26 protein-coding genes and 1 tRNA gene are annotated in these 26,179 nt (G+C 64.9%); 20 read left to right on the top strand and 7 right to left on the bottom strand.

Annotated features, from left to right (window positions below; all coding sequences use genetic code 11):
• The first annotated feature begins 22 nt into the window (after positions 1-22).
• Positions 23-1,051, top strand: a complete 1,029-nt coding sequence (locus PVW48_RS03320) for a FliM/FliN family flagellar motor switch protein (protein WP_274580260.1) — start codon at positions 23-25, stop codon at positions 1,049-1,051.
• 12 nt (positions 1,052-1,063) lie between these two features.
• Here the strand turns inward: PVW48_RS03320 and PVW48_RS03315 are convergent, their stop codons facing one another.
• Positions 1,064-1,501 carry a TIGR01244 family sulfur transferase gene (locus PVW48_RS03315; RefSeq protein WP_274580259.1) on the bottom strand — a complete coding sequence of 146 codons (438 nt, stop codon included), beginning with the start codon at positions 1,499-1,501 and terminating at the stop codon, positions 1,064-1,066.
• 148 nt (positions 1,502-1,649) lie between these two features.
• On the opposite strand from PVW48_RS03315, the gene PVW48_RS03310 reads away from it, so the two are divergent.
• From PVW48_RS03310 to PVW48_RS03275, 8 genes are all read left to right on the top strand, one after another.
• The gene (locus PVW48_RS03310) at positions 1,650-1,928 is read left to right on the top strand and encodes a TraR/DksA family transcriptional regulator (protein WP_274580258.1); all 279 of its coding nucleotides are present in this window, start codon (positions 1,650-1,652) and stop codon (positions 1,926-1,928) included.
• Positions 1,929-1,981: 53 nt separating this feature from the next.
• Complete coding sequence (locus PVW48_RS03305; protein WP_044027673.1) at positions 1,982-2,209, top strand: hypothetical protein; 228 nt, start codon at positions 1,982-1,984, stop codon at positions 2,207-2,209.
• Positions 2,210-2,288: 79 nt separating this feature from the next.
• Entirely contained in the window at positions 2,289-2,534 is a 246-nt protein-coding gene (locus PVW48_RS03300; protein ID WP_044027674.1) for a hypothetical protein, read from the top strand.
• A gap of 99 nt (positions 2,535-2,633) precedes the next feature.
• A complete protein-coding gene (locus tag PVW48_RS03295; protein ID WP_274580257.1) occupies positions 2,634-3,869 on the top strand; it encodes an ABC transporter substrate-binding protein in 1,236 nt (411 codons plus the stop codon).
• A 60-nt stretch (positions 3,870-3,929) separates the two neighbouring features.
• Positions 3,930-4,961 (top strand): carbohydrate ABC transporter permease, encoded by a 1,032-nt coding sequence (locus PVW48_RS03290; RefSeq protein WP_274580256.1) that lies wholly within the window; start codon positions 3,930-3,932, stop codon positions 4,959-4,961.
• A 2-nt stretch (positions 4,962-4,963) separates the two neighbouring features.
• On the top strand, positions 4,964-5,848 hold the full coding sequence (locus PVW48_RS03285; RefSeq protein ID WP_012178087.1) for a carbohydrate ABC transporter permease: 885 nt from the start codon (positions 4,964-4,966) through the stop codon (positions 5,846-5,848).
• Between the two features lie 42 nt (positions 5,849-5,890).
• On the top strand, positions 5,891-6,934 hold the full coding sequence (locus tag PVW48_RS03280) for an ABC transporter ATP-binding protein (RefSeq protein ID WP_274580255.1): 1,044 nt from the start codon (positions 5,891-5,893) through the stop codon (positions 6,932-6,934).
• Entirely contained in the window at positions 6,931-7,455 is a 525-nt protein-coding gene (locus PVW48_RS03275) for an ester cyclase (RefSeq protein WP_274580254.1), read from the top strand. The genes PVW48_RS03280 and PVW48_RS03275 overlap by 4 nt, the downstream gene beginning before the upstream one ends.
• Here PVW48_RS03275 and PVW48_RS03270 read toward each other — a convergent pair.
• Positions 7,452-7,667, bottom strand: a complete 216-nt coding sequence (locus PVW48_RS03270) for a hypothetical protein (protein WP_012178090.1) — start codon at positions 7,665-7,667, stop codon at positions 7,452-7,454. The two genes, PVW48_RS03275 and PVW48_RS03270, sit on opposite strands and share 4 nt — an antisense overlap.
• A gap of 146 nt (positions 7,668-7,813) precedes the next feature.
• Between PVW48_RS03270 and PVW48_RS03265 the strand changes: the two genes are divergently transcribed.
• Positions 7,814-8,092 carry a DUF2312 domain-containing protein gene (locus PVW48_RS03265; RefSeq protein ID WP_012178091.1) on the top strand — a complete coding sequence of 93 codons (279 nt, stop codon included), beginning with the start codon at positions 7,814-7,816 and terminating at the stop codon, positions 8,090-8,092.
• A gap of 16 nt (positions 8,093-8,108) precedes the next feature.
• Here PVW48_RS03265 and PVW48_RS03260 read toward each other — a convergent pair whose 3' ends face one another.
• On the bottom strand, positions 8,109-8,984 hold the full coding sequence (locus PVW48_RS03260) for a hypothetical protein (protein WP_274580253.1): 876 nt from the start codon (positions 8,982-8,984) through the stop codon (positions 8,109-8,111).
• A gap of 172 nt (positions 8,985-9,156) precedes the next feature.
• Between PVW48_RS03260 and PVW48_RS03255 the strand changes: the two genes are divergently transcribed.
• From PVW48_RS03255 to PVW48_RS03220, 8 genes are all read left to right on the top strand, one after another.
• Positions 9,157-9,232 (top strand) — tRNA-Thr (locus tag PVW48_RS03255).
• 440 nt (positions 9,233-9,672) lie between these two features.
• On the top strand, positions 9,673-10,782 hold the full coding sequence (locus PVW48_RS03250) for an ABC transporter substrate-binding protein (protein ID WP_274580252.1): 1,110 nt from the start codon (positions 9,673-9,675) through the stop codon (positions 10,780-10,782).
• A 56-nt stretch (positions 10,783-10,838) separates the two neighbouring features.
• Positions 10,839-12,386, top strand: a complete 1,548-nt coding sequence (locus tag PVW48_RS03245) for a sugar ABC transporter ATP-binding protein (protein ID WP_012178094.1) — start codon at positions 10,839-10,841, stop codon at positions 12,384-12,386.
• Positions 12,386-13,348 carry an ABC transporter permease gene (locus tag PVW48_RS03240; protein ID WP_012178095.1) on the top strand — a complete coding sequence of 321 codons (963 nt, stop codon included), beginning with the start codon at positions 12,386-12,388 and terminating at the stop codon, positions 13,346-13,348. The genes PVW48_RS03245 and PVW48_RS03240 overlap by 1 nt, the downstream gene beginning before the upstream one ends.
• Before the next feature lie 41 nt (positions 13,349-13,389).
• The gene (locus tag PVW48_RS03235; protein WP_044027675.1) at positions 13,390-14,379 is read left to right on the top strand and encodes an ABC transporter permease; all 990 of its coding nucleotides are present in this window, start codon (positions 13,390-13,392) and stop codon (positions 14,377-14,379) included.
• Between the two features lie 18 nt (positions 14,380-14,397).
• A complete protein-coding gene (locus PVW48_RS03230; RefSeq protein ID WP_012178097.1) occupies positions 14,398-15,852 on the top strand; it encodes an aldehyde dehydrogenase family protein in 1,455 nt (484 codons plus the stop codon).
• A 60-nt stretch (positions 15,853-15,912) separates the two neighbouring features.
• Positions 15,913-17,427 carry a fumarate hydratase gene (locus PVW48_RS03225; RefSeq protein WP_274580251.1) on the top strand — a complete coding sequence of 505 codons (1,515 nt, stop codon included), beginning with the start codon at positions 15,913-15,915 and terminating at the stop codon, positions 17,425-17,427.
• An 82-nt stretch (positions 17,428-17,509) separates the two neighbouring features.
• Positions 17,510-18,985 carry a citrate lyase subunit alpha gene (locus PVW48_RS03220; protein WP_157865279.1) on the top strand — a complete coding sequence of 492 codons (1,476 nt, stop codon included), beginning with the start codon at positions 17,510-17,512 and terminating at the stop codon, positions 18,983-18,985.
• Between the two features lie 93 nt (positions 18,986-19,078).
• Here the strand turns inward: PVW48_RS03220 and PVW48_RS03215 are convergent, their stop codons facing one another.
• The 4 genes from PVW48_RS03215 to PVW48_RS03200 form a co-directional block, all read right to left on the bottom strand.
• Positions 19,079-20,782: a GMC family oxidoreductase gene (locus PVW48_RS03215; RefSeq protein WP_157865281.1), complete on the bottom strand. Its 1,704-nt coding sequence runs from the start codon at positions 20,780-20,782 to the stop codon at positions 19,079-19,081.
• A gap of 81 nt (positions 20,783-20,863) precedes the next feature.
• On the bottom strand, positions 20,864-21,634 hold the full coding sequence (locus PVW48_RS03210) for an SDR family oxidoreductase (protein WP_012178101.1): 771 nt from the start codon (positions 21,632-21,634) through the stop codon (positions 20,864-20,866).
• A 15-nt stretch (positions 21,635-21,649) separates the two neighbouring features.
• Positions 21,650-23,113: an aldehyde dehydrogenase family protein gene (locus PVW48_RS03205; RefSeq protein WP_012178102.1), complete on the bottom strand. Its 1,464-nt coding sequence runs from the start codon at positions 23,111-23,113 to the stop codon at positions 21,650-21,652.
• A gap of 98 nt (positions 23,114-23,211) precedes the next feature.
• The gene (locus PVW48_RS03200; protein WP_012178103.1) at positions 23,212-24,168 is read right to left on the bottom strand and encodes a LysR family transcriptional regulator; all 957 of its coding nucleotides are present in this window, start codon (positions 24,166-24,168) and stop codon (positions 23,212-23,214) included.
• Between the two features lie 130 nt (positions 24,169-24,298).
• On the opposite strand from PVW48_RS03200, the gene PVW48_RS03195 reads away from it, so the two are divergent.
• The gene (locus PVW48_RS03195) at positions 24,299-25,447 is read left to right on the top strand and encodes a CaiB/BaiF CoA transferase family protein (RefSeq protein ID WP_274580249.1); all 1,149 of its coding nucleotides are present in this window, start codon (positions 24,299-24,301) and stop codon (positions 25,445-25,447) included.
• Positions 25,448-25,740: 293 nt separating this feature from the next.
• Entirely contained in the window at positions 25,741-26,172 is a 432-nt protein-coding gene (locus PVW48_RS03190) for a hypothetical protein (protein ID WP_274580248.1), read from the top strand.
• Positions 26,173-26,179 lie beyond the last annotated feature (7 nt).

Raw genomic sequence — 26,179 nt, 5'->3', positions numbered from 1 at the left:
ATTGCAGAATGCGAGTCGCCCCATGTCCGTGCCAGACCAGTCCGCGCTTTTGCGGCGCAAGATGGAAAGCAGCCCCGCGGCCCAGGGCGGCAGCGCAGCCCCCGTCTCGCCCGAGATGGCGAGCCTGCGGGCCGTGGCGCGCGCGGGCTTCATCGCCGCCGGGCTGAAGATCGCCGCACCCTCGGTCCAGGTGGTGGACACCGACGGGGTGGCCGGGCTTGCCGAACAGATGGCCGATGTCGCGCTGCTGATCCCCTGCAATGCCCCCGACGGGGCGGAGGGGTTCGCGGCCCTGTCCTCTGGGGGTATGACCGGGTTGGTGGAAAAGACCACCACCGGGCGGATCTCGCCGGGCGCGCCCGAGCCGCGGGACGCCAGCAGCATCGACCAGCTTCTGTGCCGGGGCTTCATCGAGCGGTTCTTCGAGGCCTGGCGCGAGTTGCTGGCGGGCACGTCCCACGAGGCGTGGCTGGCGGGCTATGCCCCCACGGACGGGATGATGCAGCCCGATGTGCTGTCGGTGTCGGCGCCCGATATTCCCTACAGGCTCTATCTGATCACCGCGCAGTTCGACGGGCTGCGCGAGGTGGCCTTCAGCGTGGCCCTGCCGGTGAGCCGGCCCCGACCCGCCGATCTGGTCGAGACCGGGGATGCCGCGCGGAGCACGGGCGAATGGGCCAAGGACTGGCGTGCGGCGGTGCTGGAAAGCCCGGCGGAGCTGGACGCGGTGTTGTGCAAGCTGGAGTTGTCCCTGGACGAGGTGCGCCGCTGGGCACCGGGGGACCGGGTGTCGATCCCGGCCTCGGCGCTGTCCTCGGTGTCGCTGGGCCGACGCAACGGGCCGAGCGTGGCCACCGCCCGGCTGGGCCAGGCGCGGGGCGTGCGGGCGCTGCGGCTGAACGAGATCACCACCCAGCGGGTTGGCGGGATCGCGTCGCGTCCGGTGCCACCGGAACCCTTGCCGCCAGGTGCGGGATTTCAGGACGAGGCGGGGATCCCGGCGCAGGTCGCGCCCCCCGAGCCGGAGAGTGGCGCGGCGGCAGGTCCCTGACGGCGGCGGCGCTCAGCCCGCCTGTTGGGCGGCGAGCATGTCGATCTGCCCGCGCAGACCCTCCAGCGCATAACCTGCGCGCTGGGTTGCCTCCAGGATGTCGTCGGTCGGCATTTTTCCGGCCATGGCCAGGGCCCAGACAATCGCCGACCGCGTCCCGGACGCGCAATAGGCCAGCACCTTGCCCTCGGGATCCCCGGCGATGGCGTCGGCCTGGTCGGTGACATCGTCCATCGACAGCGCGCCGCCGATCACCGGGTTGTCGCAGAAACGCAGCCCGGCGGCCTCGACCGCGATGCGCATCACCTCCGCCGACAGCTCCGGCGGGTTTTCCATGTCGGGCCGGTTGCAGATCACGGTGGTAAAGCCCGCCGCCGCGATTTCAGGAATATCCGTCGGCATCAGTTGCGGCGCGACTGCGTAGGTCTCGGAGAGCGGGCGATAGGTCATGGGCCCGTTGTAGAGGGCGCGCCGGGGGAGGTCCAGTGGCCGAAACCTCGCCGGGCGATGTCGCGAACCTGTCATCGTTGACCTGTATCAAGGAACCGCTTGGCGCTGGACGTTAAGCTCTTGGCAGGATTTCGCGGGGGAGAGGCGAATGGACCTTCTGGAACGCCAGACCGAGTTGCGCGCCGAGCGGCGGGCATTGATCGAAACCCTCAGGCGGGGGCGGCCGGGGGCCGTCACGCGACCGGGGCGGCGGGCCGAGGCCGGATCGCCCGAGTTGCGACAGTTGCGGCGCCTGGAGCTCGCGCTCAAACGGATCGAGACCGGGGCCTACGGGCTGTGCATGGCCTGTGGCGGAGAGATTTCGCCTGCGCGGCTGCATGCGTATCCGGCCACGGCCTTGTGCGCGTCTTGCAAAGGGGAGGGGTAGGCCCGATGTCCAGTCGGGCCCCTTCCAAACCGATGTCTATGGGGAGAAAATCCATGACCACCGATCAGACCTTGACCAAGGTATTCAGCCTTCTGGACCGCGTTCAGGCAGATCCGGCACGCGGGTTTGCCTGCGAAGCCGAACTGGCGCGGGCGGTTGCGGAGCTTGAGACCATGGAGGTGGCGGTGCCTGCGTCCCTCCATGATTTGTGCGCGCGTCTGCGTGCGGAGCGTCGGGCCTTCGAAGCCCAGGAAGACGCATTCGACAACATGCCGGTCTGATCCGCGCGATCGGCCATGTGTCACCGGCAGGGGCGGCGGCGCCCCTTGTCAGCCCACTCCGCGCGGGGAGGGTTTTACCATGCTTACCGAGACACCCTTGGAAGCTGCTGAGTCGCAGACCGACTCAGATCGCCTCAGAGCGCAGATCCGGGCGCTGCTCGCCTCTCCGGGGCTTGCGTCCGAGGTGGCGCGCGACCTGCACGTGCCGCAACCGCTGGGCCGGGATCCGACGATCGCGATGTGCCGTCCCCCGGTGATGCTGGTGCAACTCGCGCGCCTGGGGCGGGAAATTCCGAAGCCGTCACGGCCGAGGGTTTTGCTCTAGCGCCGCGCGCCGGGCTACACAGCGCGGTTGCAAAGCGGTTTCTCCGCTGTCAGCCTGTTGCCCAACCGGGGAAACCCGGTGCTGGAACAGGAGACAAGAATGAATTTCATCAAAACCGGATTTTTGCCCGCAGCGATTCTGGCCGTGGGGATCGGCGGGGCGTCGGCCTGCGAGCTGGCCGAAGGCTCCGTGCGCATCCTGTCCAACGATTTCCCCGCCCTGCAGGCCGTTACCGGCGCGGCGGCGGCCTGTGCCACGGGCGGGGCGACGGTGACGGCGAACCTGACGACCGAGCACCGCAACATCCAGGTGGCGGCCCTGACCGCGGATCCGGCGGAATATACCTCGGCCGTGGTGTCGAATTCGAGCCTCGTGCCGCTGCTGACCGACGGGCTGGTGCGGCCGCTGGACGATCTGATCGCGGCCCATGGGGCGGGGGTGTCGCCGAACCAGAAGATCATGATCGACGGGCGCACCATGGCGATCGCCTTCATGGCCAATGCGCAGCACCTCTATTATCGGCGCGACATCCTGGAGGCGGCGGGGCTGGAGGTGCCGACGACCTATGAGGAGGTGCTCGCCGCGGCAGAGGCGATCCGCGACCAGGGGCTGATGGAATTTCCCCTCGGCGGGACGTTCAAGGCGGGCTGGAACCTGGCCCAGGAATTCGTGAACATGTATCTCGGCCATGGTGGGGCGTTTTTCGAGCCCGGCTCGGCGGCCCCGGCGATCAACAATGCCCAAGGGGTTGCGGCGCTGGAGATGATGAAGGCGCTGACCGCGTACATGAACCCGGATTTTCTCACTTACGATTCCAATGCCTTGCAGGCCGAATTTGAAGCAGGAAACGTGGCGCTGGCCAATTTCTGGGGCTCGCGGGCCGGCGGCGTGACCGATGCGGAGGGCGCGACCCCCGAGATCGCGGCGGCCATCGGGTTCGCGGCGGCCCCCACGGTGGCGGGGGGCACGACGCCGGCTTCCACCCTGTGGTGGGACGGGTTCACCATCGCCACCAACATCCCGGACGTGGATGCGGAGGCGAGCTTCGTCGCCATGGTCCACGGCGCCTCGACCGAGGTGGCCAATGCCAATCCGAACGCGGCGGTCTGGCTGATCGACGGCTACACCCCGGGCGACGCGGCGGTGGGCGTTCTCGCCACGGCCCAGAAGGGCACGTCGCCCTATCCGATGCTGCCCTATATGAGCCTGATGCACACCGCGCTCGGCACCGAGATCGTCGAGTTCCTGCAAGGCAGCGAGACGGCGGAACAGGCCCTGTCGGATGTGGAGGCGTCCTACAGGGCGGCCGCGCGCGAAGCGGGCTTTCTGAACTGAGCCGGGGCGGCGGGGGCGGGCACCAGCCCCCGCCGCGCGGCCAACAGGGGAGCCGCCGGGATGAAGCACAGGACGTTTTTCTGGTTCATGCTGCCCTCGGGCATCGCGATGCTGCTGTTCATCGCGCTGCCCATCGTGTCGGTTTTTGTGCAGTCGCTGTTTGTCGAGAACGAGAAGGTGCTGGTGGAGGTGGTGACCTCCGGGCCTTTCGGGACCACGACGCAGGTGGTGGTGGACGAGGCGGCGACCGCGGCGCTGAACGCGGCCAATCCCCTGGGGCAATTCAACGGGTTCGGCACCTATATCAACCGCAACCACCTTGCCTTCGCCGAGGTGGCGGAGTTCTGGCGGTCGTCGGACAGCCTGGGCGCGTTTGCGCGCCAGGTCTACGGGCTGCCGTTCTACAAGGCGCTGACCTTCACGCTGGCCTATACCTTCATCGTCACGCCGCTGATCATCGCCTTGGGGTTCCTGATCGCGGTGGCGGTGAACGCGCTGCCGCGGCTCCTGAAGGGGCCGGTGATCTTCACCTCGCTCTTGCCCATGATCATCACGCCGCTGGTCGGCTCGCTGATCCTGTTCTGGATGATCGACAGTCGGGGCGTGATCGGCAAGACGCTGCAGTTCATTTTCGAAGACCCGGACTTGAGCCTGAAGGCCTCGCCGATGCTGACCTGGATCACGCTGGTGGTCTACGGGGTGTGGTCGTCGGCGCCCTTTGCCTTCGTGGTGTTCTATGCGGGCCTGCAGACCGTGCCGCAGGACACCCTGGAATCGGCGATGATCGACGGGGCGACGCGGTGGCAACGGATCCGGTTCGTGGTGCTGCCCTACCTGATGCCGCTGGTCACCTTTATCGCGCTCATTCAGTTGATGGACAATTTCCGGGTGTTCGAGCCGATCGTGGGCTTCAACGCCGAGGCGAACGCGACCTCGCTCAGCTGGATCATCTATAACGACCTGCGAGGCAGCGAGGTGGCGCTGTTCGGGTCGGCCGCGGCGACCTCGATGCTGACGATCCTGGGGGTGGCGATCCTGCTGACGCCGGTGTTGATCCGGACTTGGCGCGATTTCTCGGCAAAGGGGCACTGAGCATGGCCGACAACATCGCGACGCGTCGGTCCATGCCCTTGCGGCTGTTCCTGTGGGGGGTTGTCCTGCTGTGGCTGATGCTGGCGGCGTTTCCGTTTTTGTGGACGCTGTGGGGGTCGTTCAAGGTGCAGGGGGATTTCTTCAGCCGGGAGGATTGGACCAATGCCCTGACCGGGGTGCGCACGCTGGCCGAGACGGGGGGCTATTTCACCGGTGGCGGCTATGCGGGCGCCTGGGTGCAGGAGGAGTTCTGGCGCGCGGGCCTGAACACGATGATCGTGACCCTGTCGGTGGTGGCGATCTCGCTGACCTTCGGCACGCTGGGGGGCTATGCCCTGAGCCGGTCGTCGTTCAAATACACGTTCTGGATCCTGATGGCGGCGCTGATCTTTCGCGCGATGCCCCATATCACGCTGGTCTCGGGCTACCTCTTGCCGTTCTTCGAGTTGAACATCTGGGGCATATTGCCGACCACGATCATCGTGCTGGTGGCGATCAACCAGCCCTTTACGCTGTGGATGCTGCGGTCGTTTTTCATGAACATTCCCAAGGACCTGGACGAGAGTGCCATGGTCGATGGCTGCACCCGGTTCCAGGCGTTCCGGCGGGTGATCATCCCGGTGATGTGGCCCGGCGTGATCACCACGGGGCTGTTTTCCTTCCTGCTGGCCTATAACGATTTCGCGGTGACCGCGACGCTTCTGAGCCAGGACAACCAGACGATGATCCCGAAGATCGCGAGCTTTCTGGGCACCACGCAGCAGGAGGGCAACGTGATGTTTGCCGTGTCGGCGGTGGTGTCGGCCACGGCGCCGTTGTTCATCCTGGTGTTGTTCTTCCAGCGCCAGATCGTGAGTGGGCTGACCGCCGGGGCGGTGAAGGGATGAGCGGGGCAGGGTGGGCGATGATGGGCGAAAGGGGAGGCCGCGATGGCTGAGATCCGGCTGAACCATGTGCAGAAACGCTGGGGCTCCTTCGTCGGGGTGGAGGATTTCCACCTGACGATCCCGGATCGCGAGTTCCTGGTGCTGCTGGGCCCGTCGGGCTGTGGCAAGACCACGACCATGCGCATGATCGCGGGGCTGGAGGAGCCGAGTTCGGGGGAGATCTGGATCGGGGACCGGATGGTCAACGCGCTCGACCCCAAGGACCGGGATGTGGCGATGGTGTTCCAGAGCTACGGGCTCTATCCGAACATGAATGTCTACGAGAACATCCGGTTTCCGCTGAAGGTGCGCAAGGTGCCGGAGGCCGAGCACGAGGCGCGGGTGATGCGGGCTTCGGCCATGGTGGAGCTCGACGAATTCCTGCATCGCAAGCCCGCGGCGCTCTCGGGCGGGCAGCGGCAGCGGGTGGCGCTGGCCCGGGCCATCGTGCGCGAGCCGAACGTGTTCCTGATGGACGAGCCGCTGTCGAACCTCGATGCCAAGCTGCGGGTCAGCACGCGCGCGCAGATCAAGAACCTCAGCCACGAATTGCAGGTCACGACGATCTACGTCACCCATGACCAGATCGAGGCGATGACCCTGGCGGACCGGGTGGTGGTGATGTCGGCAGGCGTGGTGCAGCAGGTCGGCACCCCGATGGAGATCTACGACCGGCCCGCGAACACGTTCGTGGCGAGCTTCATCGGCTCGCCGGCGATGAACCTGATGGAGGGGGAGGTGACGGATGGCACCTTCCATGGCGACCGAGTGGCGATCGCGGGGCTGTCGGGGGCGGCGGGGCGGGTGACGCTGGGTTTTCGGGCCGAGGATGCGCAGGTGGTCGACAGCGACGGGCAGATCGCGGCGCCGGTCTATTCCATGGAGTTGTTGGGGGATGCGACCATGGTGACGGTGAAGGCGGGCGGAACGCTGGTGGCCGTGAAGGCGCCCAAGGAGTTTCGGGCAGAGATCGGCGCGCCGGTGCAGATCCGCATCCCGACCGGGATCTGTCACCTGTTCGATGCGCAAAAGGGGGTGCATCTGTGAGCGGGGCGCGTCCGGAGCAGGCGGTTCTGAGCCGGGACACGGACATGAGCCGGACCGCCGCGACCCGCGCGGTGATCGAGGGGATGGTCGACGGGCTGAACGATCACCGGATCGCGGATATCGGGGAGTTTTTCGCCGAGGGCTTCGGCTGGCATGGCAACCAGGGGTGCGGGACCAAGCGGGGTCTGCGGGAGTTTCAGGAGAACTGGCAGAAACCGTTCCAGGCGGCGTTTTCCGACAAGGTCTGCATCGACGAGGCGCGGCTCTACATGGGCGAGTGGGCCGCGGCCTTCGGGCGGCAGGAGGCGGTGCATTCGGGGCCCTTCACGGGGATCGCGCCCACGGGCAAGCGGGTGGAGATCCGCCACATGGATTTCTGGAAGGTGGTGGACGGCAAGATCGTCGACAACTGGGTCATGGTCGATTTTCCCCATGTGCTGGCGCAGCTGGGCCGGGACGTCTTCGCGGGCGAGGGCTGGGAGGCGTTCGACCGGGGCGAGAAGGTGCCGCCGGCCCCTTAGGCGAGGAACACGCCGAGGATCACCACCATAAGCCCCAGCGCGGAGACCGCGAGCGCGCCGAGGTTCAGCGCCACGGCCTTCTGCAGGCGCGCCTTGAGTTCCGCGTCCGACAGGCCCGCGCGTTTGGCGCGCGCCACCTCGACGATGCAATAGATCAGCCCGATCAGCCCCAGAACCGTGATCATCGCCCCGACGGGAACCAGGTAAGCCATATCCGCGCTCCGCTTGCAGGTGGTCTGCGCGCGGGGTAGCGCGCCCGGGCGGGGGGTGCAAGGTCGGGGGCGGAAACGGTCTTGAAGCGGGCGCGCGCACGCGCTACGCCTGCCGCCTGCAACCGCGAGACAGGGAGATGGGCAGGATGAATGACGCCGTTCTGGAAGAGCACTCGGGCACGCCCGACAGCTACAAGGTGACCGCCGGAGAATTGCGGCAGTTCGTGGAGCGGATCGAACGTCTCGACCAGGAAAAGAAGGACATCGCCGAGCAGCAGAAAGAGGTGATGGCCGAGGCCAAGGCGCGCGGCTACGACACCAAGGTGATGCGCAAGCTCATCGCCCTGCGCAAGCGCGACCCCGACGATATCTCCGAAGAGGAGGCGGTGCTGGAGCTTTACAAGGAAGCGCTCGGCATGCGCTGAGGCCGCGCGGGGCGGATCAGGGCCGGATCACCGTGATATCGGGCAGGGTCATGATGTCTTCGAGATCCTCTTCATAGACCATGTCGAGCGCCTCGATCCGTTCCTGGGTCCAGCCGGGCAGATCGTAATCCTCCTCCATCTCCTCGGTGTTGCCGAACCGGTCGAGGAAGGAGATTGCGGCCCAGCGCCGTTGGGCCACGGTGATCTGCGGGTGGTGGTCGAGATAGGCCAGGTAGCGTTTCAGCCCGTCTTCGCTCAGTACCGCGCGCAGGCGGGCATGTTGCCCCTTCAGGTCGGTCTGCGCGGGCATCCCGGCCACCTCGGTCAGGACCTCGGGCCAGATCAGGGGCGTATCCTCGTTGCACCAGGCGGTGATCGGTGCATCCGGCACCGCGAAGCGCAACCGTCGGATCACGTCGAACCAGCTCAGTTCATCGAGGTTGATGCCGTTCAGGAACGCCGGGAAGTCGCCTTTGCCGCAGCGGTCGAACAGGGCCGGGACGAGGGTCGCGGGGCTGCGCAGGCCGATATGGAACGATACCTCCTGGCTGGGAAAGACATTGCGCAGCCAGGCGGCCTTCTGCTCCATCTTGCCGTAGAAGGCGGCGTCGTCGAAGACCACCTGGGGCACGCAGATGAAATTCTCGCTCGACATCACAAGGCGGCGTCCGTCCATGCCGTTGAGGATCGCCTCCAGCACCGCCTCTTCGCCCGCCGGGTCCGATTGCGCGCCCTGCAGGCGGCGCACGGCCTCGCGCAGGACGGTGCGGTACTGATCGGCCGACGGTGCCAACACGCCGTTCTGCGCCAGAAGGCCCGCGTTCTGCCGCAGGCAGCTCAGAAGAAGGTCGTCATCCGTACTGTGGGCTCCGATGTGAAAAGCGATCTGCATGGGGTATCCAGGGTTTTGTCGGGCAAGTCTTCGCCCATTTTCCTTTCATTGTCATTAACTTCGATGGGGCGTGATCGCGGCCTTGCGAAACGACGCGCGGCGCTGGAAAATTGACCCGGCGGGCAGGCAGGGTCTTGCCATGGCGGGCCAGCGGCGATACTCACTCCGCGGCGCCCCTATAGCTCAGCTGGTAGAGCAACTGATTTGTAATCAGTAGGTCCGCGGTTCGAGTCCGTGTGGGGGCACCATTTTCCTGGATATCTGGCGGATCTGTGCGCGTTCTGCCTTTCGGGCGGGCACCGCGGGCATGGCTGTGTGCGTCGTCGGGTCGAAAGCCAATGAGAGAGCCTCTTCCAGCTTTCGAGGCGGTCCCGTCGGATGCGGGGGCTATGGCCTGGGTCTGGGGGGGCGGCGTGCGCATCAGGGGGCCGCTAGGCGGCGACCCGAGCTGCGCCTGGGCAGTTCGCTTCGGCAGAAACCGCGGGTTTCAAGGCCCGCGACATATAGACGTTTCCTATAGCTCTGATAACGCGGCAGAGACTTCCGCCCTTCCCCTGTTCGAACGCATGCTTCGCCCCACTGAGCGATCGTCTTTCGACGGTTGGACCGGTTTGGGGAGGAAATCATGAGAATGCGAATTTTGGCATCTTTGGGGTTGGTGTCGACCTTGATGATAAACACTGCCGCGATGGCAGAGGGCCTCGAAGAGTTGCCGCCGAAGCTTCAGGCCGCCTATCAGGGGGTCGACGAGGGCCAGCCGATCGGGACGTCGGCCTATCGCGACTGGACGCCTCGGTCCGGTCCGCCCTGGACCATCGGCTATGCAAGCTCCTATGCCGGCAACACGTGGCGCGCAGAGGGCTTGAGCCGTCTGACCGAGGATTTGCTGCCGGTTTACAGGCAGGCGGGGCTGGTTGACGAGATCATCGTCACGCAATCGGATCTCAACGACGCGCGCCAGATCCAGCAGATCCGACAGCTTGTGGACCAGGGCGTGGATGCGATCATCGTGTGCTGCTCGAACCCGGTCGCCCTGAACAAGGCCGTCGAATATGCCTACTCCAAAGGTGTCGTGGTGTTTTCCTATTCGGGCTATCTGACGTCGGACAAGGCGCTTAACGCCTCGTCGAACTATACGCTGGGCGGGTATGAAATCGCCAAGGCGATGATCGAGGAAGTGGGCGGCGAGGGGAACTTCCTGCTGGTGTCGGGGATCGCGGGCGCGGCCTCTTCGGAGAGCTTCGACACCGGCGCCAAGCGCGCCTTGGAGGAGTTTCCGAACGCCAAGCTGGTTGGCCAGGTCTGGGGCAACTGGACCGACCAGGTCGCCCAGACCGAGGTTCAGAAGTTCCTCGCAACCAACCCCGCGCGGATTGACGGGATCATCGCGCAGGGCTCCCAGGAAACCGGTGTGCTGAAGGCGGTGTTGCAGTCGGGCCGCGAGGTGATGCCGATCTCGCTGGCAGGCTCGGCCGGAGCGGCTTGCTATCTAAAGCAGAACCCCGATTGGATCAGCCATGCGTTCCAGATCTGGCCCCCGGGCGACGAGATGGAACTGGGCTTCAACTCGGTGATCCGCACGCTGCAGAACCAGGGTCCCAAACTGCAATCGATCCTGCGCGGGGTCTACCGGCTGCCCGCGGCGGAATACGTGGCGAGCCTGGGCGATGACTGCTCGGTCGACTCGACCGCGTACATCCAGCCGGGCATCGACGTCTGGTTCCCCGACGACAAGGCCGCCGGCTACTTCCTGCGGCCGGAAAACCCGCTCGATTGGGCCGCCAAGAACGTCAACTGAGGCAGATCGCTCCCGGGGGATGTCCCCGGGGGCGGATCACCAAGAGGCACAGCAGCATGTCAGCGATTTCCCTGTCGGATATCCATATGTCGTTCGGCGAAACGCGTGCGCTGGAGGGGGCTTCGCTGCAAGCCGATCTTGGCGAAATCCACGCGATCGTGGGCGAGAACGGCAGCGGCAAGAGCACCCTGGCGAAGATCATGTCCGGGGTCATCCTGCCGGACAGCGGCGAGATCGACATCTTGGGTGTCCGCCCGACCCGACCCTCCGACGCCATCGCGGCAGGCATCTCGACCATCTATCAGGAGATTTTCGTCGCAGAAGACCTGTCGATATGGGAGAACATCTTTGCCGGGGTCGACGGGCTGTGGCGCAAGAGGTGCCGCACGTCTGAAAAGAAGGCTCTGGCGCGCGATGTCCTCAAGCGGCTGGCGGAGGTCGATATCGACCCGGACACACCGGTGTCGGACCTGCCGCTGAACCTCAAGCAGTGGATCGTGATCGCCAGGGCCATCCTGCAAAAGCCGCGGGTTCTGATTTTCGACGAAAGCTCTGCCGCGCTGGACCTCGACGCGACGAACCGGTTGCACCTGGAGATGCTCGCGCTCCGGGAGGCGGGGTCGTGCATCATCCTCGTCACCCATCGGATTGCCGAGCTGGTCAAGATCACGGACAGGGCGACGGTTCTCAGGGATGGCAAGACGGTGGGTCGGCTGGAAAAGGGCGAAGTCACCGAAGACAGGCTTCTGCAGCTGATGTCGGCCGACACGCGGCATAACGCCCTCGGGTCACGGGCGCGGACCGTGGTGCCGGCAGCGCAGAAACCCGCGTTGGAGGCACGCCGGATGCGGCTGCCCGGCGGTGGGGCGCCGATCGATTTCAAGATCCATCCCGGCGAGATCGTGGGCCTTTCCGGTCTCGACGGTGCGGGGCAGTCGGAGTTCCTGCGCAGGCTGGCAGGTATCGATCCCGCGCCTTCCGGGACGGTGCGGGTCTGGGACAAATCGACCGAGTGGCGTTCGATCACCTGCCTGGCCGAGGCAGAGGCGGCGGCTATCACCTATGTGTCCGGGGACCGCAAGAAGGAAGGCATTTTTCCGAACCTGTCGATCTTCGAGAATTTCGCGATGCCGCTTTATGGGCGCCATTCCGGTCGGGGCGGTATGATAGACACGGAGACCTTGCATGCGTGCTTCGCCCAGGAGGAGGCGCGCTTGTCGATCAAGCACGGGGCGCGTCAGGATCGCATCACGACGCTCTCGGGAGGCAACCAGCAGAAGGTGCTGATTGCGCGCGCCTTTGCGCAGAACCCGCGCGTGATCCTGCTCAACGATCCGGCGCGGGGCGTGGATATCGGGACCAAGCAGGATCTCTATACTCATTTGCGCGCTTTCGCCTCCGAGGGTGGAGCGGTCGTCTACCTGTCCACCGAGATCGAGGAATTCTTCGACTTCGCGGATCGTGCGGACGTGTTCTTCGAAGGCAGCCTGTTTGCCAGTTTCGAGCAGGGCGGCATCACGCAAGACAACATTTTGGCCGCGATGTTCGGCAAGTCGCACCCGATCGAATTCGACGAGACCGTCAGAGCGGGAGGGCGGATGTGATGGAAGGCCTTGTCAGCCGCAACCGTCATCTTCTGGTGCCCTTCGGACTGGTGCTTGTCCTTGGCGTCATCGCGGCGGTCCGGGCGCCGCAGACCTTTACCTATGTTGGGCTGGCCGGGGCGTTGCTGGTCGCGGCACCGCTGATCCTCGCCGCCATTGCGATCACGCCTATCGCCATTGCCGGGCGCGGTGGTGTGGATTTGTCCATCGGTCCGCTGATCGGGTTCGTGAACGTCACGATCGTCGTGTGGCTGACCGGGAACGGCATCACCCATCCGGTGCTGGTCTTCGCCTATGCGATCCTTGCCGCGTGTGCCTGGCAGGCGCTGCTTGCTGCACTGATCATTCACGTGCGGATATCTCCGATCATCGCGTCGCTGGCCGGGTTCATGATCTTGTCGGGGGTCAATCTCGTGATCCTGTCGCGTCCGGGCGGTTTCGCCCCGGAATGGCTGGGCAACTGGGGGTGGGGCACGGAACTGCTGAGCCCGGTTCTGTACATCCTGGTCGCGGCCTGCGTGATCTGGGCGCTTTTCTCGCGCACGCCGCTCTTTCAGCATATTCGGTTGATGGGTGCGGATGAGCGCACGGCCTATACCAGTGGCGTCGACATCGTCAAAGCCCGCTACGCCGCCCATCTTCTGGCGGGTGTGTTCGCGGGGTTGGCGGCGCTGTGCCTGACCGGGTTGATCGGATCGGGCGATCCGACCCAGGGCAACACCCTGACCCTGCAGGCGATCACGGCGCTCGTTCTGGGGGGCACGTCGCTGTCCGGTGGCAAGGGTGGTATCACCGGGTCCATTCTGGGCGCGCTTGCCATGTACCTGGTTTTCGTCGTGCTGTCCTCGTTCAACTTCGGCGCGATCTCGGGGTTCATGACGCAGCTTTTCTATGGGCTAATGCTCGTGATCTCGCTCATGCTGGCGCTGGTCACATCGCGCCGTCGGGTCGCGGCGGTGTGATGGACTGGCCTTTTCCCACTGCAGATACAGGAGCGCACGCCATGTCACGCAGACCGAAAAGACTGCGCGCGGAACATCGGGGCCTCGTTCTGGGAAGTCTTCTTCTGGTCGCGCTGTTCACCGCCGCGTCGATCCTGGTGGAGGGCTTTGCCTCGGCAAACAACATCCGGTCGATCCTGCTGCTGGCGGCTTTCCTCGGGCTCGCGGCCCTGGGGCAGACCATGGTGGCCACGGTGGGGGGGCTCGATCTGTCGATCCCCTTCGTGATCGGCGCTTCCAATATTCTTCTGGCCTATCTTTTCGGCACAAGCCTGCCTGCGCCCCTCGCCATTCTCTGCATTCTCGCGATGGGGGCGCTGATCGGGGTTCTGAACGGTGTGATGAGCTACCGGATCCAGGGCCAGGCATTGATCCTGACCCTGGGCGTGGGGTTTGCCGTAGTGGGCGGTGCCCAGATTTTCACGAGCCTGGGGTCGCAGTTCTCGGGCACGGTCTTCAGCCAGGTGCCCGGGTGGTTTTCAAACATCGCCTCGATCAGCGGGACGACCTTCGGGCTGAAACTGCCGCCGGTCATCCTGATCTGGGCCGCGATTGCGGCAAGCCTGATCTTCTGGATCAACCGGACCCGTGCGGGCCGCGCGATCTATGCCATCGGCGGCAATAGGACGGCGGCGGCCCGGCTGCGCATCTCTGAGTTCCGGGTCTGGGTGTCGACGTACACGATTTCGGGCCTGACGGCGGCGGCCACGGGGTGCCTGCTGCTGGGGTTTTCGGGGGGCGGTTTCGTGGGCGTGGGCGACCCGTATCTGTTCACCACCGTCGCCGCGGTCGTGGTGGGGGGCACCTCCCTGCTGGGCGGGACGGGCGGTTACGGCGCCACGGTGATCGGTGTGTTGGTCTTGCAGGTCTTGACCTCTTTCCTCGTCGGCATGGGCTTGGACTACGCCGCGCAACAGACGGTTTTCGGGCTGCTGATCCTGCCGATGGTGGCGCTTTATGCCCGCGCACCACACATCCGCTATCAAATCTAGACCAAAGGGAGACACGGCATGAACGTACAAACAGGTTTCGCACAGGACGTTCGGGTGGATTTCACGGGGCCTTACCGGCACGCCATCAACGGGGCGCTGGTCGACAGTGCCGGGAGCTTCGAGGTGTTCAACCCGGCCACCGACGAGGTGGTGGCACACGCCCCCAACGCGTCACGGGATCAGGTGGAGCAGGCCATCGCCGCGGCAAAGGCTGCGCAACCGGGCTGGGCCGCGCTGAGCCAGGACGAACGCGGGGCTTATATCGCGGCCTATGCGGACGCTCTGGACGCGCACAAGCAGGAGTTGATCACGCTGCTGACGACCGAGCAGGGCAAGCCGCGCCATTCGATGGCGACCACGGAGGTCGAGTACGCCATCTTTTGGGTCCGCGAAGTCGCCAAGCGGCGGCTCGAAGACGAGGTTATCGAGGACACGCCCGAGCATACGGTGAAGGTTGCGCACACGCCCCTGGGCGTGGTGGGCGCGATCACGCCGTGGAATTTTCCCGTGCTGCTGGGCCTGTGGAAGATCGCGCCGTGTCTCGTCACCGGCAACACGATGGTGATGAAACCCTCGCCCTACACTCCCCTCTGCACGCTGCGCTTTGGCGAGATCGCGCAGCAGGTGTTCCCGGCGGGGGTACTCAACGTCGTGGCGGGGGGCAACGAACAGGGGGCCTGGTTGACCGAGCATCCCGATATCGCGAAAATTTCGTTCACCGGGTCGACGGCGACGGGCCGGAAGGTCATGGCGTCTTCGTCGTGCAACCTCAAGCGGATCACGCTGGAGCTTGGCGGCAACGATCCGGCGATCCTTTTGCCCGGCACGGACTACAAGCCGCTGATCCCCACGCTGTTCGACGCGGCCTATGGCAACTCCGGTCAGTGGTGCATCGCGGTCAAGCGCCTCTATGTCCACGAGAGCCTCTATGACGATTTCCTGCGGGATTTCGTCGCCCATGCGGCGGAAAAGACCGTCGGCAACGGCATGGACCCCAACACTGATCTCGGCCCGATCCAGAACAAGATGCAATACGGCAAGCTCAAGGATCTGTTCGCCGATGTGAAGGCGCAGGGTCTGTCGGTGCCGCTGGGGGGTGAGATCCCCGATGGTCCGGGGAATTTCGTGCCGATCACCATTGTGGACAATCCCCCGAAAGACAGCCGTGTCGTGCGCGAAGAACCGTTTGGCCCGATCCTGCCGATCATCAAGTGGTCGGACCTGGACGAGGTCGTGCGCGATGCAAATGACACGGAATTCGGTCTTGCCGCGTCGGTCTGGGGGCCGGATCGCGACACGGCGATCGGGGTTGCAAACAGACTGGAGGCGGGCACTGTCTGGGTGAACGAGATCCACATTCACGGAATCGATATCCCCTTCGGTGGACACAAGCAGTCGGGCATGGGGGTAGAGAACGGGCAGGAAGGTTTGAAGGAGTTCACCAACACCAAGACCTATATGTTCAGGAAGTAGTGCAAGACACGGCTAGGCGGCCCGCCCGTTCGGGCCGCCTGTGAGCCGCCAGGGACCATGATGACGCAAGCCACAGTTCTGAAACCCGATGACATCGTCGAAACCGTACGCGCGGCGCTGCAATACATCGCCGTTTATCATGCCCCCGACTACCTGGCGCATCTGGCCAGCGCCTATGCCCGTGAGCAGAGCCCCGCCGCGAAGGCGGCGATGGGGCAGATCCTGGAAAGTTCGCGCCTGGCTGCACTGGGGCGACGGCCGATTTGCCAGGACACGGGCATGGTGACGGTCTTTGCGCGGTTGGGACAATCGGCGATGATCGCCGGGGACCGGACCTTGTACGAGTTGGTCAACGAGGGCGTGCGCCTGGCCTACCTGGATGCGGGCAATCCCTTGCGGGCCTCGATGGTGGCAGACCCGCTTTTAGAGCGCAGAAACACCGGCGACAACACCCCCGCCGTCACCCATGTGGAGCTCACGCGGGGCAATAAGTTGGAGCTCTTGATTGCGGCCAAGGGCGGTGGGTCCGAGAACAAGGCGCGCTACACGATGCTCAACCCGGCGGCCTCGGTTGAAGACTGGGTTGTCTCGACGATCGAAGGGCTGGGGGCCGGGTGGTGTCCGCCCGGCCTCGTGGGCGTCGGCGTCGGGGGCAGCGCGGAGCAGGCTATGCTGATCGCCAAGCGCGCGGTCATGGAGGAAATCGACATGTCCGACCTGCTGGCCCGCGGCGCGTCCACACCGCTCGAGGAGATGCGCGTGCGGCTCTACCACCGCATAAACGCGCTCGGGATCGGGGCACAGGGTCTTGGCGGCTTGACCACGGTGGTCGATGTGAAACTGGCCACCGCGCCCACGCATGCCGCGTCCAAGCCTGTGGCGCTGGTGCCGCAATGCGCCGCGAACCGACATGCGAAGGTCGTGATGGATGGCAGCGGTCCGGCCTATCTCGATGCGCCCGATCTGGCGGCCTGGCCGCGGATCGAGGGGTCGGAAATGGCGGGTCTGCGCCGGGTGAACGTGGACAGGCTCACGCGTGAGGAGATGGCCGGATGGGCCCCGGGCGAGACGCTGCTGCTGTCGGGCCGGATCCTGACCGGGCGCGACGCGGCCCACAAGCGCATGGCCGACATGCTGGCGCGTGGAGAAGAGTTGCCGGTGTCGTTGCGGGGACGGGTGATCTATTATGTCGGGCCGGTGGACCCGGTGGATGGGGAGGCGGTCGGACCCGCCGGTCCCACTACCGCCACACGCATGGATCCGTTCACCCGCGACATGCTGGGCCAGGGTCTGTTTGCCATGATCGGCAAGGCCGAGCGGGGCGCGGAGACCGTCCGGGACATAGCGCGCCACAAGGCCGCCTACCTGATCGCGGTAGGTGGCGCCGCGGTCCTGGTGGCAAAGGCGATCCGGTCCTCGAAGGTGCTGGCGTTCGAGGATTTGGGCATGGAGGCGATCCGGGAGTTCACGGTCGAGGACATGCCAGTCATGGTGGCGGTCACGACGCAAGGGGCGGCAATCCACCAGACCGGACCTGCGGCTTGGAGAGGTGCCCAGCAGAGCGCTCCGGCGTGACGCCGGAGCGATGAGAGGCGTGAGCGTGACACCACAAGGCTCAATCCTAGACACGGCGCGATGGCCCGCCGGGGCCGCCCCGGTGACGACGCCGCTCGGCTTGCTCCTGCCGGTCGGCAACCCGGCACCGGCCCTGTCCGTGTTGCCGCCGCGCGCCGACGCCGGGGACGGTCGGAAACTGCGCCCGGGTCTGGAGGTCGTGTTCGACGAGCTCGGGATTGCGGATGGCCGGACCCTGTCCTTTCACCATCACTACCGCGACGGCGACCGGGTGGTTGTCGAGGTGATGCGACTTGCGCGGGAACGCGGGTTGAAGGGGCTCACGATCTGCCCGAGTTCGATCTTTCCGACCCATTCCAGCCTGGTTCCGTTGCTCGAAGATGGCACGATCACAAGCATCGTGACCGACTACATGCGGGGTCCCGTAGCCGATTGGATAACGGCGCATCCCGGACGTGTCACGGTCCTGCTGCAGAGCCATGGGGGGCGCGCGCGGGCCATCTCATCGGGCCAGTTGAAGATCGATGTCGCCTTTGTCGGCGCGTCCCTGGCAGACCGCAGGGGGAACCTGACGGGGCGGGCAGGCGCCCTGGCTTGCGGACCGCTTGGCTACCCGGCGGTCGATGCGCAGTATGCAAAGGCCACGGTGGGCATGGCCCACGACGTGACCGACGCCGCGCTGCCCCGCGTGGATATTCCCGCCCGGTTTGTGGATCTCGTCGTGCCGTTCGAGCGCCCCGGAGACGCCAACCGCATCCGGTCCGGGTCGACCGTGCCGAGCGAGACGCCGTTGTCGCGCGGCATCGCAGAGCGGAGTTCGGACATCATCGCGGCGGCGGGGCTGCTGACCGAAGAGTTCGCCCTTCAAAGCGGGGCGGGGGGCTATTCCCTCGCCGCGGTGCCGCATGTGGGATCCTTGTTGGCAGCGCAGGGCATGCGCGGCGCCTTCATGTCGGGCGGGATCACGTCGGCCCATGTGGAGCTTCTGAGGGCCGGTGTCTTTCGCGCGATCCGGGATGTGCAGTGTTTCGACCTCGAAGCCGTACGCTCGGCGATCGAGAACCCCGATCACCAGATGATGACAGCCGCCGAATATGCCAGCCCGCTGCACCCGAACCCCTGCGTGGACGACTTGTCGGTCATGCTGCTGGGCGCGGTCGAGGTGGATTTCGGCTTCAACGTAAATGTGGTCAGCGGCACGGATGGCCGGATCCTCGGTGGGCCGGGCGGGCATCCCGATGCGGCCCGGGGGGCGGATCTGAGCATCGTCTTGACGTCGTTGACGGGCGGCGGGTTTGCCAAGATCGTCCCCGCCGTGCGCTGCGTTTCGACGCCGGGCGTGGATGTGGATGTGGTGGTTACCGAAGCCGGTTTTGCCATCAACCCGGCCCGTGCGGACCTGGTCGCCCGTTTGACGCGGGCGGGACTGAAGCCGGTAGAGATCGAGGATCTCGCGCGCATCGCCGGGGCCCAGGCTGCGCACAGCCCCGCACCCCTTGCCGAGCGTCCGTCCGTCCATATCGAGCGCCGCGATGGCCTGATCCTCGATTGGGTGTAGCGCCGCCGCGCAGTGTTCCTTCGGCCGTTGCAACGAAAAACCCCGCCCGCAGGCGCGGACGGGGTCAGGAGTGGTGGCGTTCGAGTGGTCTGTCTAGGTTGCTTTGGAGATCATGTCACCCGCGCGCCAACCGATCATCATGGTCGGCGCGTTGGTGTTGGAGGTGGTGATCTGCGGCATGACGGACGCATCCGCAACTCGCAGGCCCTCAATGCCTTTCACGCGCAGATCCGGCTCCACCACCTTGCCGATCTGGCATGTGGATGTGGGGTGGAAATAGGTGTTGACCGACGCGGAGAGGAAGTCGCGCCATTCGGCATCCGTCAGCTCCCCGTCCTTCTGCGGCAGGCTCTCGCGCTTGCGGAACTCGGCATAAGCGTCCGAGGCGCCCAACTCGCGGCACAGCTCGGTCGCGGCACGGTAGGACTTCCAATCCTGTTCCTCGGCCAGGTAATTGGTCTCGATGATCGGGGCATCCGCGATGTCGTCAGACGCCAGCTTGACGTAGCCGCGCGATTGCGGCGTCGCGACGCCCGAGAGAATGCAGTAGCCGTGCTCGTAATCCAGCTTGTGACCGGTAGAGGCGAAGGGCACCGAAACATAGAGCGCGATCATGTCGGGTGACCGCAGGCCCGGATCCGATCGTTCCCACATGTAGACTTCGGAGTGGTTGTAATGGCTGACCGGCACGGGGCCCTTGGCTTCGTAGTTCACACCTGCGCCGAGAATGTGGTCCTGGAGCCCGACGCCGACCGGCAAGTCGACGACGGCGTCGATCCCGACCTGCCTGAGGTCGGACGCGATGCCGATCCCCGACAGCATCAGCAGCCTGGGGCTGTCGATGGCCCCGGCCGAGAGGATCACCTCGTTCGCCGCCCGGACGCTGACGGGCGCGCCGTTGTGCAGGTAGGTGACCCCGGTGCATTTCGTGCCCTCCAGGGTCAGCTTCTGGACCGGGGCATCGGTCAGCAGCGTGATGTTGCCGTTCTCGATTGCCGGGCGCAGGAATGCGACTGCAGACGACTGACGCCGCTGGTCCTTGATGTTGAAATCGATCCAGGCCTGACCGGACATCCGATCGGAGTTGAAGGACGGCGTTTCTTTGTATCCCAGCCCCGCCGCGGCATCCATGAACGCGACGGCCCCTTCGTGGCGGTGTGGGTCCTGGGGTTGGCTGACAAAGATCGGGCCGCTGGTGCCGCGGTTCTCGCCCCCGGGCTCATAGCTTTCCATCGCCATGAAATGCGGTAGTACGTCTTCATAGCTCCAACCGGTGGCACCCATCGTCTCCCAGACGTCGAAATCGGTCCTGTGCCCGCGCGCATAGACCATCGCGTTCAAGGCAGATGTCCCGCCCAACACATTGCCGCGCGGCCACATGTGATTGCGTCCATCCGTATGGCTGGAGGGCAGGGTTTCGAACCATTTCGTGGCGTCGGTGCCAAGGGACGCAGCCCACAGGCGGCTGTCATGGACCTCTTCGAGGTCGTCGTTGCGCCCGGCTTCGAGCACGAGGATCCGCGCGCCTGTCTGAGCCAGTTGATACACGCAAGCGGCCCCGGCGGAGCCCGTGCCGATCACGATGAAGTCGTATTCCCCGTCGGGCTGCGGCGCGGTGGTCGAAGACTGCGCGATTGCCGTGCCGGACCAGGCTGTCGCGAGCGCACCGGCCATGCCGGCGGTCGCCCCCAGCGCCATTGCACGGCGCAGGAAATCGCGTCGGCTCATGGCGCCCTGGCGGTAGTCAAAGACAGCGCGCTCCAGTGCGCCATGTCCTGCGGATCGAAAATATCCCATGTTGTCCTCCCTAGATCCCGGAGTGCGCCCGGGGTTTTTGATCGCGTGACCGCGATATGCCTCGCGCGCGCGGCGCGTGTGTCAGACCGTCCGCCCGCCATCGACCTCCAGGATGACGCCGGTGATGAAATTCGCTTCGTCAGAGGCCAGGTAGAGCGCCGCATTGGCCATGTCTTCTGGCTCGCACAGGCGCCCCAACGGAATGGTGCCGAGGAACTTCGCGCGGTTCTCCGGCGTGTCCGGCATTCCCATGAAGGTCTCGAGCAAGGGCGTCGCGCCCATGACCGGGGCCAGACCGCAGACCCTTACCCGGTCGGGGGCCAGTTCCACGGCGAGTGTCTTGGTCATCATGTTCACGGCCCCCTTCGAGCTATTGTACCAACTCAGACCCGGGCGCGGTCGGATACCCGCGGTGGAGCCCACATTGATCATCACGCCGCCCCCGATGTCACGCCAATGGGGCACCAGAGCATGGGTGGCATGAAAGATGCTGTCCACATTGACTTCATAAACGCGTTTGAAAGTCTCGAAATCCACATCCAGCGCGGGCTGATTCCGGTGGCTCCAGCCTGCGTTGTTGATGGCGATATCCACGCGCCCGAAAGCGTCGATCGTTTCTTGGACGGCCCGCGAAACATCCGCGCCCTTGGAGACATCGCAGGTGACCGCGATGGCATTCTGCTGCAACGCGTCGGCGACGGCCTTTGCGCCTTCGCCGTTCAGGTCCACGATCGCCACCCGGGCGCCTTCACGCACGAACCGGCGGGCAATCTCGCGACCGAACCCGGAGGCGGCACCCGTCACGATCGCGGTTTTGCCCGACAGGCGTCTCGAAGTGTTCGTTTCCGTCATTGAAAGGCCCGTCCCTCAGCCATGATTCTGTACCACTGTCTTGATCTGTGAGAACTCGTGCAGCGCTGCGAAGCCCTTTTCTCGGCCATGGCCGGACTTGCGCATGCCGCCAAACGGCAACTCGATCCCGCCGCCCGCGCCGTAGCAATTGAGAAAGACCTGTCCGACGCGCAGACGTTTGGCGAGCCGCATCTGGCGACCGCCATCCGCGCTCCAGACACTTGCGACCAGACCGTAGTCGGTGGCGTTGGCAATGCGGATCGCGTCTGCCTCGTCGGTGAACGGAATGCAGGACAGGACCGGGCCGAAGACCTCTTCTCGGGCCAGCACATGGCCCTCGATCACGGGGCCAAACAGGGCTGGGGCCACGAAGCTGCCCGCCTCGGAGGCGCTAGCGGCGATCCTGCCCCGGGCGACCAGAGGCGCGTCCGCACCACCGCCCTCGGCGATGAAGCCTTCGACGCGACGTTTCTGTTTGTGCGAGATCAAGGGGCCGAGATTGCCGTTCTCCTGCCAGGGTGCGGCGGTCAGCGCTTCGAACCCGGCCTTCAGCCTGGCCAGCACCGCATCAAAAATATCGCGCTGGATCAGCGCGCGCGACCCGGCGGAGCATGTCTGCCCGCCATTTTGCACGATCCCGTTCAGCAAAACCGGGATAGCCGCGTCGAGATCGGCATCTGCAAAGACGATCTGCGGCGACTTGCCGCCAAGTTCCAGAGTGCAGCCGATATGATTCCGCGCCGCGGCGGTCTGGATCATGACGCCGACCTCGGGCGAGCCGGTGAACGACAGGAAATCCACGTCGCGGTGGGTGGTGAGCGCCGCCCCCGCCTCCTGGCCATATCCGGTGACGACATTGATCGCGCCCCCCGGAAACCCGACCTCCAGCGCCAGTTCGGCGATGCGCAGGGGCGTCAGGCAAGCATCTTCGGCCGGTTTGAGAACCACCGCGTTGCCCATGGCCAGTGCAGGTGCGCAGGAGCGTCCGAACATCTGCGCGGGATAGTTCCAAGGAATGATATGCCCCGTGACCCCGTAGGGTTCGAAGATCGTCTGAACTTGATAGCCCGACAGGAACGGGATGGTCTCGCCATGCACCTTGTCCGCCGCGGCGCCGTAATACTCGAAATAGCGGGCTGCGGCGACCATATCGGCCCGGGCCTGTGCCAGAGGCTTCCCGGTATCCTTCGCCTCCCATTCGGCAAGCTCCTGCCCATGGGCGGTGATGGCTTCGCCCAGCTTGTGCAGCAGGCGGCCCCGGTCAACGGCCGTGAGCCTGGACCATTCCCCATCCTCGAAGGCTCTACGGGCTGCGGTCACCGCCCGGTCGACCTCGTCGGGGCCGCATGCCGGGATCTGGGCGATCTTCTCGCCCGTCGCAGGGTTTGTCACGTCGATGCGAGGACGATGGTCTGCGAACTCGGCTGCGCAGCCGATGATACAGGGGAAAGACCTTTTCACTTCGGCCTGCGTGTTCATGCTGCGTCCGCCCAGTTTCGCTGATTGCGAGGCCGAGGATAGGGCCCGGCACCCGGTATCGGCAATTCCGATGGCAACATGGCCCGTATAGGAAACACCTATACCGTGACGCTTTGAGTCTCTTCCACGAGCTTTCCGCGCCACTGCCCGCGCAAGACCAGATCCTTCACCACAGCGATGGTCGCCTTCTCAACCTCTGACGAGGCCCGGGTGCGGGGCTTTTCCGGATTTCGGACAAGATACACGGGTCGACTGATCACGGGATCGATGATCTTCGATGACGCGAGTTCGCCGCGGGCCTCAAAATCGCTAGCCGCGGCAGGCGCCAGGATAGTCGACGCGCTGCCGCGCGCAACCAGCGATTTGATCTGCGTGAGGGAATCCATCTCCACAACCACGTTTAAATCGCGGATTGCGCCCTTGGTCGAGTGGTTGATCAGCATCCGCAGCCCGTGGGATTTCGACGGCAGCACCAGTTCGACGCCGGACAGATCCTTTATCGCGACCGGCGTGCCCGGCGGCGTCTTCAGCGGCCAGAGGTCCCGGGGTGCATAGAAATGCAGGTTTTCTTCGAGCAGCATCGTGACTTCGACGTTTTTCAAACCACTGGTCTCGTAGAGGATTGCCAGATCAACGGTCTGCTCTTCGAGCCATTCCTTGATGAAGCCGCTCATGGCGTCCACGGCGCGCAGGCGGATCTTGGGGTGTTCATGCCGGATCGTCTCGGCGAGGGGCACGGATAGGACCATGGAGACCGACGACGGAAAGCCGAACACCACCCGGCCCGATGCGTCCTCGCCCGCTTGCCTCACGGCCAGTTTTGCATCCCTCACCGACCGCAACAAACCCTCGGCATGGCTCAGCAGGACTGTGCCCGCATCCGTCAGCATGACACCACGCGGCGAGCGGACGAAGAGCTGTGCGCCCAGACGCTGCTCGAGGTTCTTCAACTGAACCGAAAGCGAGGGTTGGGCGATACCTATAACCTCCGCGGCCGAGGCGAGAGACCCGCAGCGCGCAATGGCCAGGAAATACTCGAGCTGTTTGAATTCCATGCTGCGTTCCCCACCTGTACCACACGAAGTTACGATAGCTTGATCCTATAGCGCATCAAGAGTTCCCGTGGATGGTCAACGCCGTCCCACGGCTTAAGCTCGCGATTGCAAAAGCCTGAGAGGAAAGAAGATGTCCGATCTGGAGGGACTGCTGGTTGTGTCGGTGGAGCATGCTGTGGCGGCACCCTATGCCTCGTGCAAGCTGGCGGATGCCGGCGCGCGCGTGATCAAGGTCGAGCGGCCCGAAGGCGATTTCGCACGCACATACGATCAGCTCGTCCACGGTGAGAGTGCCTATTTCATATGGATCAACCGCGGCAAGGAATCGGTCTGTCTCGACCTGAAAGAGACGGCAGACCTCGATATTCTGCGCAATATGCTGCGATCTGCGGACGTGTTCATTCAGAACCTCGCGCCGGGCGCCTTCGACCGATTGGGCTTGCCGATCGAAACCATCCGTTCGGACAACCCCGGGCTGATCGTCTGTTCAATCTCCGGTTACGGCACCGAGGGATCGGCGAAGGATCAAAAGGCCTATGACCTGCTGATCCAGGCCGAGACGGGCCTGTCGTCGATCAACGGAACCGAGCATGGGCCTGCGCGCGTGGGCGTGTCGGTCTGCGACATCGCTGCGGGTATGACCGCGTACCAGGCGATCCTTCAGGGGCTGATCGCGCGTGCCCGGACGGGGCAGGGGCGCGAGATCGAGGTGTCGTTGTTTCATGCCATGTCCGACTGGATGAACGTTCCGTATCTGCAGTACAAATACGGCGGCAAGAAGCCCGCGCGCATGGGTCTCAAACACCCCACGATCGCGCCCTACGGGGTGTTTCGGTGCGCCGACGGCAAAGAGATCCTGATCTCGATCCAGAACGAGCGGGAATGGGCGCGCTTGTGCGCAACCCTTCTGAAGGATCCGGAGTTGCCCAGCCGCGAAGGCTGGCGCACCAATTCGGAAAGGGTGGCAAACCGGCAGGCCGTGGACGAAGCCGTCGCGCAAGCCTTTGCACGAGTACCGAGAGACAGGGCGATCGAGATGATGCAGCAGGCCGATATCGCGTTTGGCCGACTGAGCGATCCTGACGATCTGGTTTCACATCCGCAAAACCGGGTTGTTACGGTAGAGGTGTCCGGCAACTCGGTCGACCTGCTGGCGCCCGGCGCGCTTGTCAAAGGCGAAGACACCCAATTCCGCTCGGTCCCGGAGCTTGGTCGGGATACCCAGCGCATTCGCGAGGAGTTTTCCCCGCGTTTGGGCACGCTTCTGGCCGGTAAGTGACCGCGCAGCGCAAAGCGACGTGCAAGTGCATATGCACGCCGACTTTTGGTGCAACTGCCTTTGGGCACCAACGCGCAGCTTTACGCCGCTTTCTTCGAGTACGGTAAACCCCCGATCCAGAGCCATTCTCTGATTGCGGCATTGTGCGAAGACAAGACCCACACTCGCGCGCAACAGCTTTTGGAGGCTCCGGGTTGGGGCGGCGGTCTCTATGGATGTAGGCAGCGCCAGACTTCGCGATGCGACAACCGGGACAGGGTCTTCAAAGGCGTGTCCCGGTGGACGGTTCGGGCATGGACAGCTTACAGTTCCGGGGTGTTTCGAGAATTTGGGGGGGGGCGCATATTGTTCTGGCCAGTTTTGCGCCTGTCAGAGGCATGGTCTTTTGTGTGACGCTGGTCTTCTTGCCGCTGTCTGCGGCCGCGCAGAGCGGGTCTGCAGGGCTCTTTTTTGGCTGTGTAGGCATTGTATGGAACGGCTCAGCTCAAACGCAGGCGGAGCGTTCGGACGATTATCAGGTTGCACGCCGATTGCTCGACCTGATCGTGGTGGGCAGACGGACGCAAGCGGCCTTTGCCCGTTTTCTGCGTCTCTTGGGCGCCAAGCATGCTGAGGCCGCGCTGGCAACCGAGGCGGCGCTTGCCTCGATCCGGGGTGTGAGCGATCCGATCTGCACAGCGCGGTGGGTGGTCGCCAACGCGCCGGAGAAACTTGCCGGAAGCTGAGGGGGTC

Source organism: Dinoroseobacter sp. PD6 (assembly GCF_028807315.1).
Classification (GTDB): domain Bacteria; phylum Pseudomonadota; class Alphaproteobacteria; order Rhodobacterales; family Rhodobacteraceae; genus Dinoroseobacter; species Dinoroseobacter shibae.
This window is presented reverse-complemented; position numbering and strand designations above follow the sequence as displayed.

Bases quoted from the DNA above. Each gene is read 5' to 3' on its own strand.
- PVW48_RS03265 (WP_012178091.1), top strand. From the start codon at position 7,814: ATGAATGACGCCGTTCTGGAAGAGCACTCGGGCACGCCCGACAGCTAC.
- PVW48_RS03290 (WP_274580256.1), top strand. From the start codon at position 3,930: ATGAAGCACAGGACGTTTTTCTGGTTCATGCTGCCCTCGGGCATCGCG.
- PVW48_RS03190 (WP_274580248.1), top strand. From the start codon at position 25,741: ATGGACAGCTTACAGTTCCGGGGTGTTTCGAGAATTTGGGGGGGGGCG.
- PVW48_RS03260 (WP_274580253.1), bottom strand. From the start codon at position 8,984: ATGCAGATCGCTTTTCACATCGGAGCCCACAGTACGGATGACGACCTT.
- PVW48_RS03210 (WP_012178101.1), bottom strand. From the start codon at position 21,634: ATGACGGAAACGAACACTTCGAGACGCCTGTCGGGCAAAACCGCGATC.
- PVW48_RS03250 (WP_274580252.1), top strand. From the start codon at position 9,673: ATGGCAGAGGGCCTCGAAGAGTTGCCGCCGAAGCTTCAGGCCGCCTAT.
- PVW48_RS03270 (WP_012178090.1), bottom strand. From the start codon at position 7,667: ATGGCTTACCTGGTTCCCGTCGGGGCGATGATCACGGTTCTGGGGCTG.
- PVW48_RS03310 (WP_274580258.1), top strand. From the start codon at position 1,650: ATGGACCTTCTGGAACGCCAGACCGAGTTGCGCGCCGAGCGGCGGGCA.
- PVW48_RS03230 (WP_012178097.1), top strand. From the start codon at position 14,398: ATGAACGTACAAACAGGTTTCGCACAGGACGTTCGGGTGGATTTCACG.
- PVW48_RS03200 (WP_012178103.1), bottom strand. From the start codon at position 24,168: ATGGAATTCAAACAGCTCGAGTATTTCCTGGCCATTGCGCGCTGCGGG.
- PVW48_RS03295 (WP_274580257.1), top strand. From the start codon at position 2,634: ATGAATTTCATCAAAACCGGATTTTTGCCCGCAGCGATTCTGGCCGTG.
- PVW48_RS03300 (WP_044027674.1), top strand. From the start codon at position 2,289: ATGCTTACCGAGACACCCTTGGAAGCTGCTGAGTCGCAGACCGACTCA.
- PVW48_RS03245 (WP_012178094.1), top strand. From the start codon at position 10,839: ATGTCAGCGATTTCCCTGTCGGATATCCATATGTCGTTCGGCGAAACG.
- PVW48_RS03285 (WP_012178087.1), top strand. From the start codon at position 4,964: ATGGCCGACAACATCGCGACGCGTCGGTCCATGCCCTTGCGGCTGTTC.
- PVW48_RS03225 (WP_274580251.1), top strand. From the start codon at position 15,913: ATGACGCAAGCCACAGTTCTGAAACCCGATGACATCGTCGAAACCGTA.
- PVW48_RS03240 (WP_012178095.1), top strand. From the start codon at position 12,386: ATGGAAGGCCTTGTCAGCCGCAACCGTCATCTTCTGGTGCCCTTCGGA.
- PVW48_RS03215 (WP_157865281.1), bottom strand. From the start codon at position 20,782: ATGGGATATTTTCGATCCGCAGGACATGGCGCACTGGAGCGCGCTGTC.
- PVW48_RS03280 (WP_274580255.1), top strand. From the start codon at position 5,891: ATGGCTGAGATCCGGCTGAACCATGTGCAGAAACGCTGGGGCTCCTTC.
- PVW48_RS03315 (WP_274580259.1), bottom strand. From the start codon at position 1,501: ATGACCTATCGCCCGCTCTCCGAGACCTACGCAGTCGCGCCGCAACTG.
- PVW48_RS03320 (WP_274580260.1), top strand. From the start codon at position 23: ATGTCCGTGCCAGACCAGTCCGCGCTTTTGCGGCGCAAGATGGAAAGC.
- PVW48_RS03205 (WP_012178102.1), bottom strand. From the start codon at position 23,113: ATGAACACGCAGGCCGAAGTGAAAAGGTCTTTCCCCTGTATCATCGGC.
- PVW48_RS03235 (WP_044027675.1), top strand. From the start codon at position 13,390: ATGTCACGCAGACCGAAAAGACTGCGCGCGGAACATCGGGGCCTCGTT.
- PVW48_RS03195 (WP_274580249.1), top strand. From the start codon at position 24,299: ATGTCCGATCTGGAGGGACTGCTGGTTGTGTCGGTGGAGCATGCTGTG.
- PVW48_RS03305 (WP_044027673.1), top strand. From the start codon at position 1,982: ATGACCACCGATCAGACCTTGACCAAGGTATTCAGCCTTCTGGACCGC.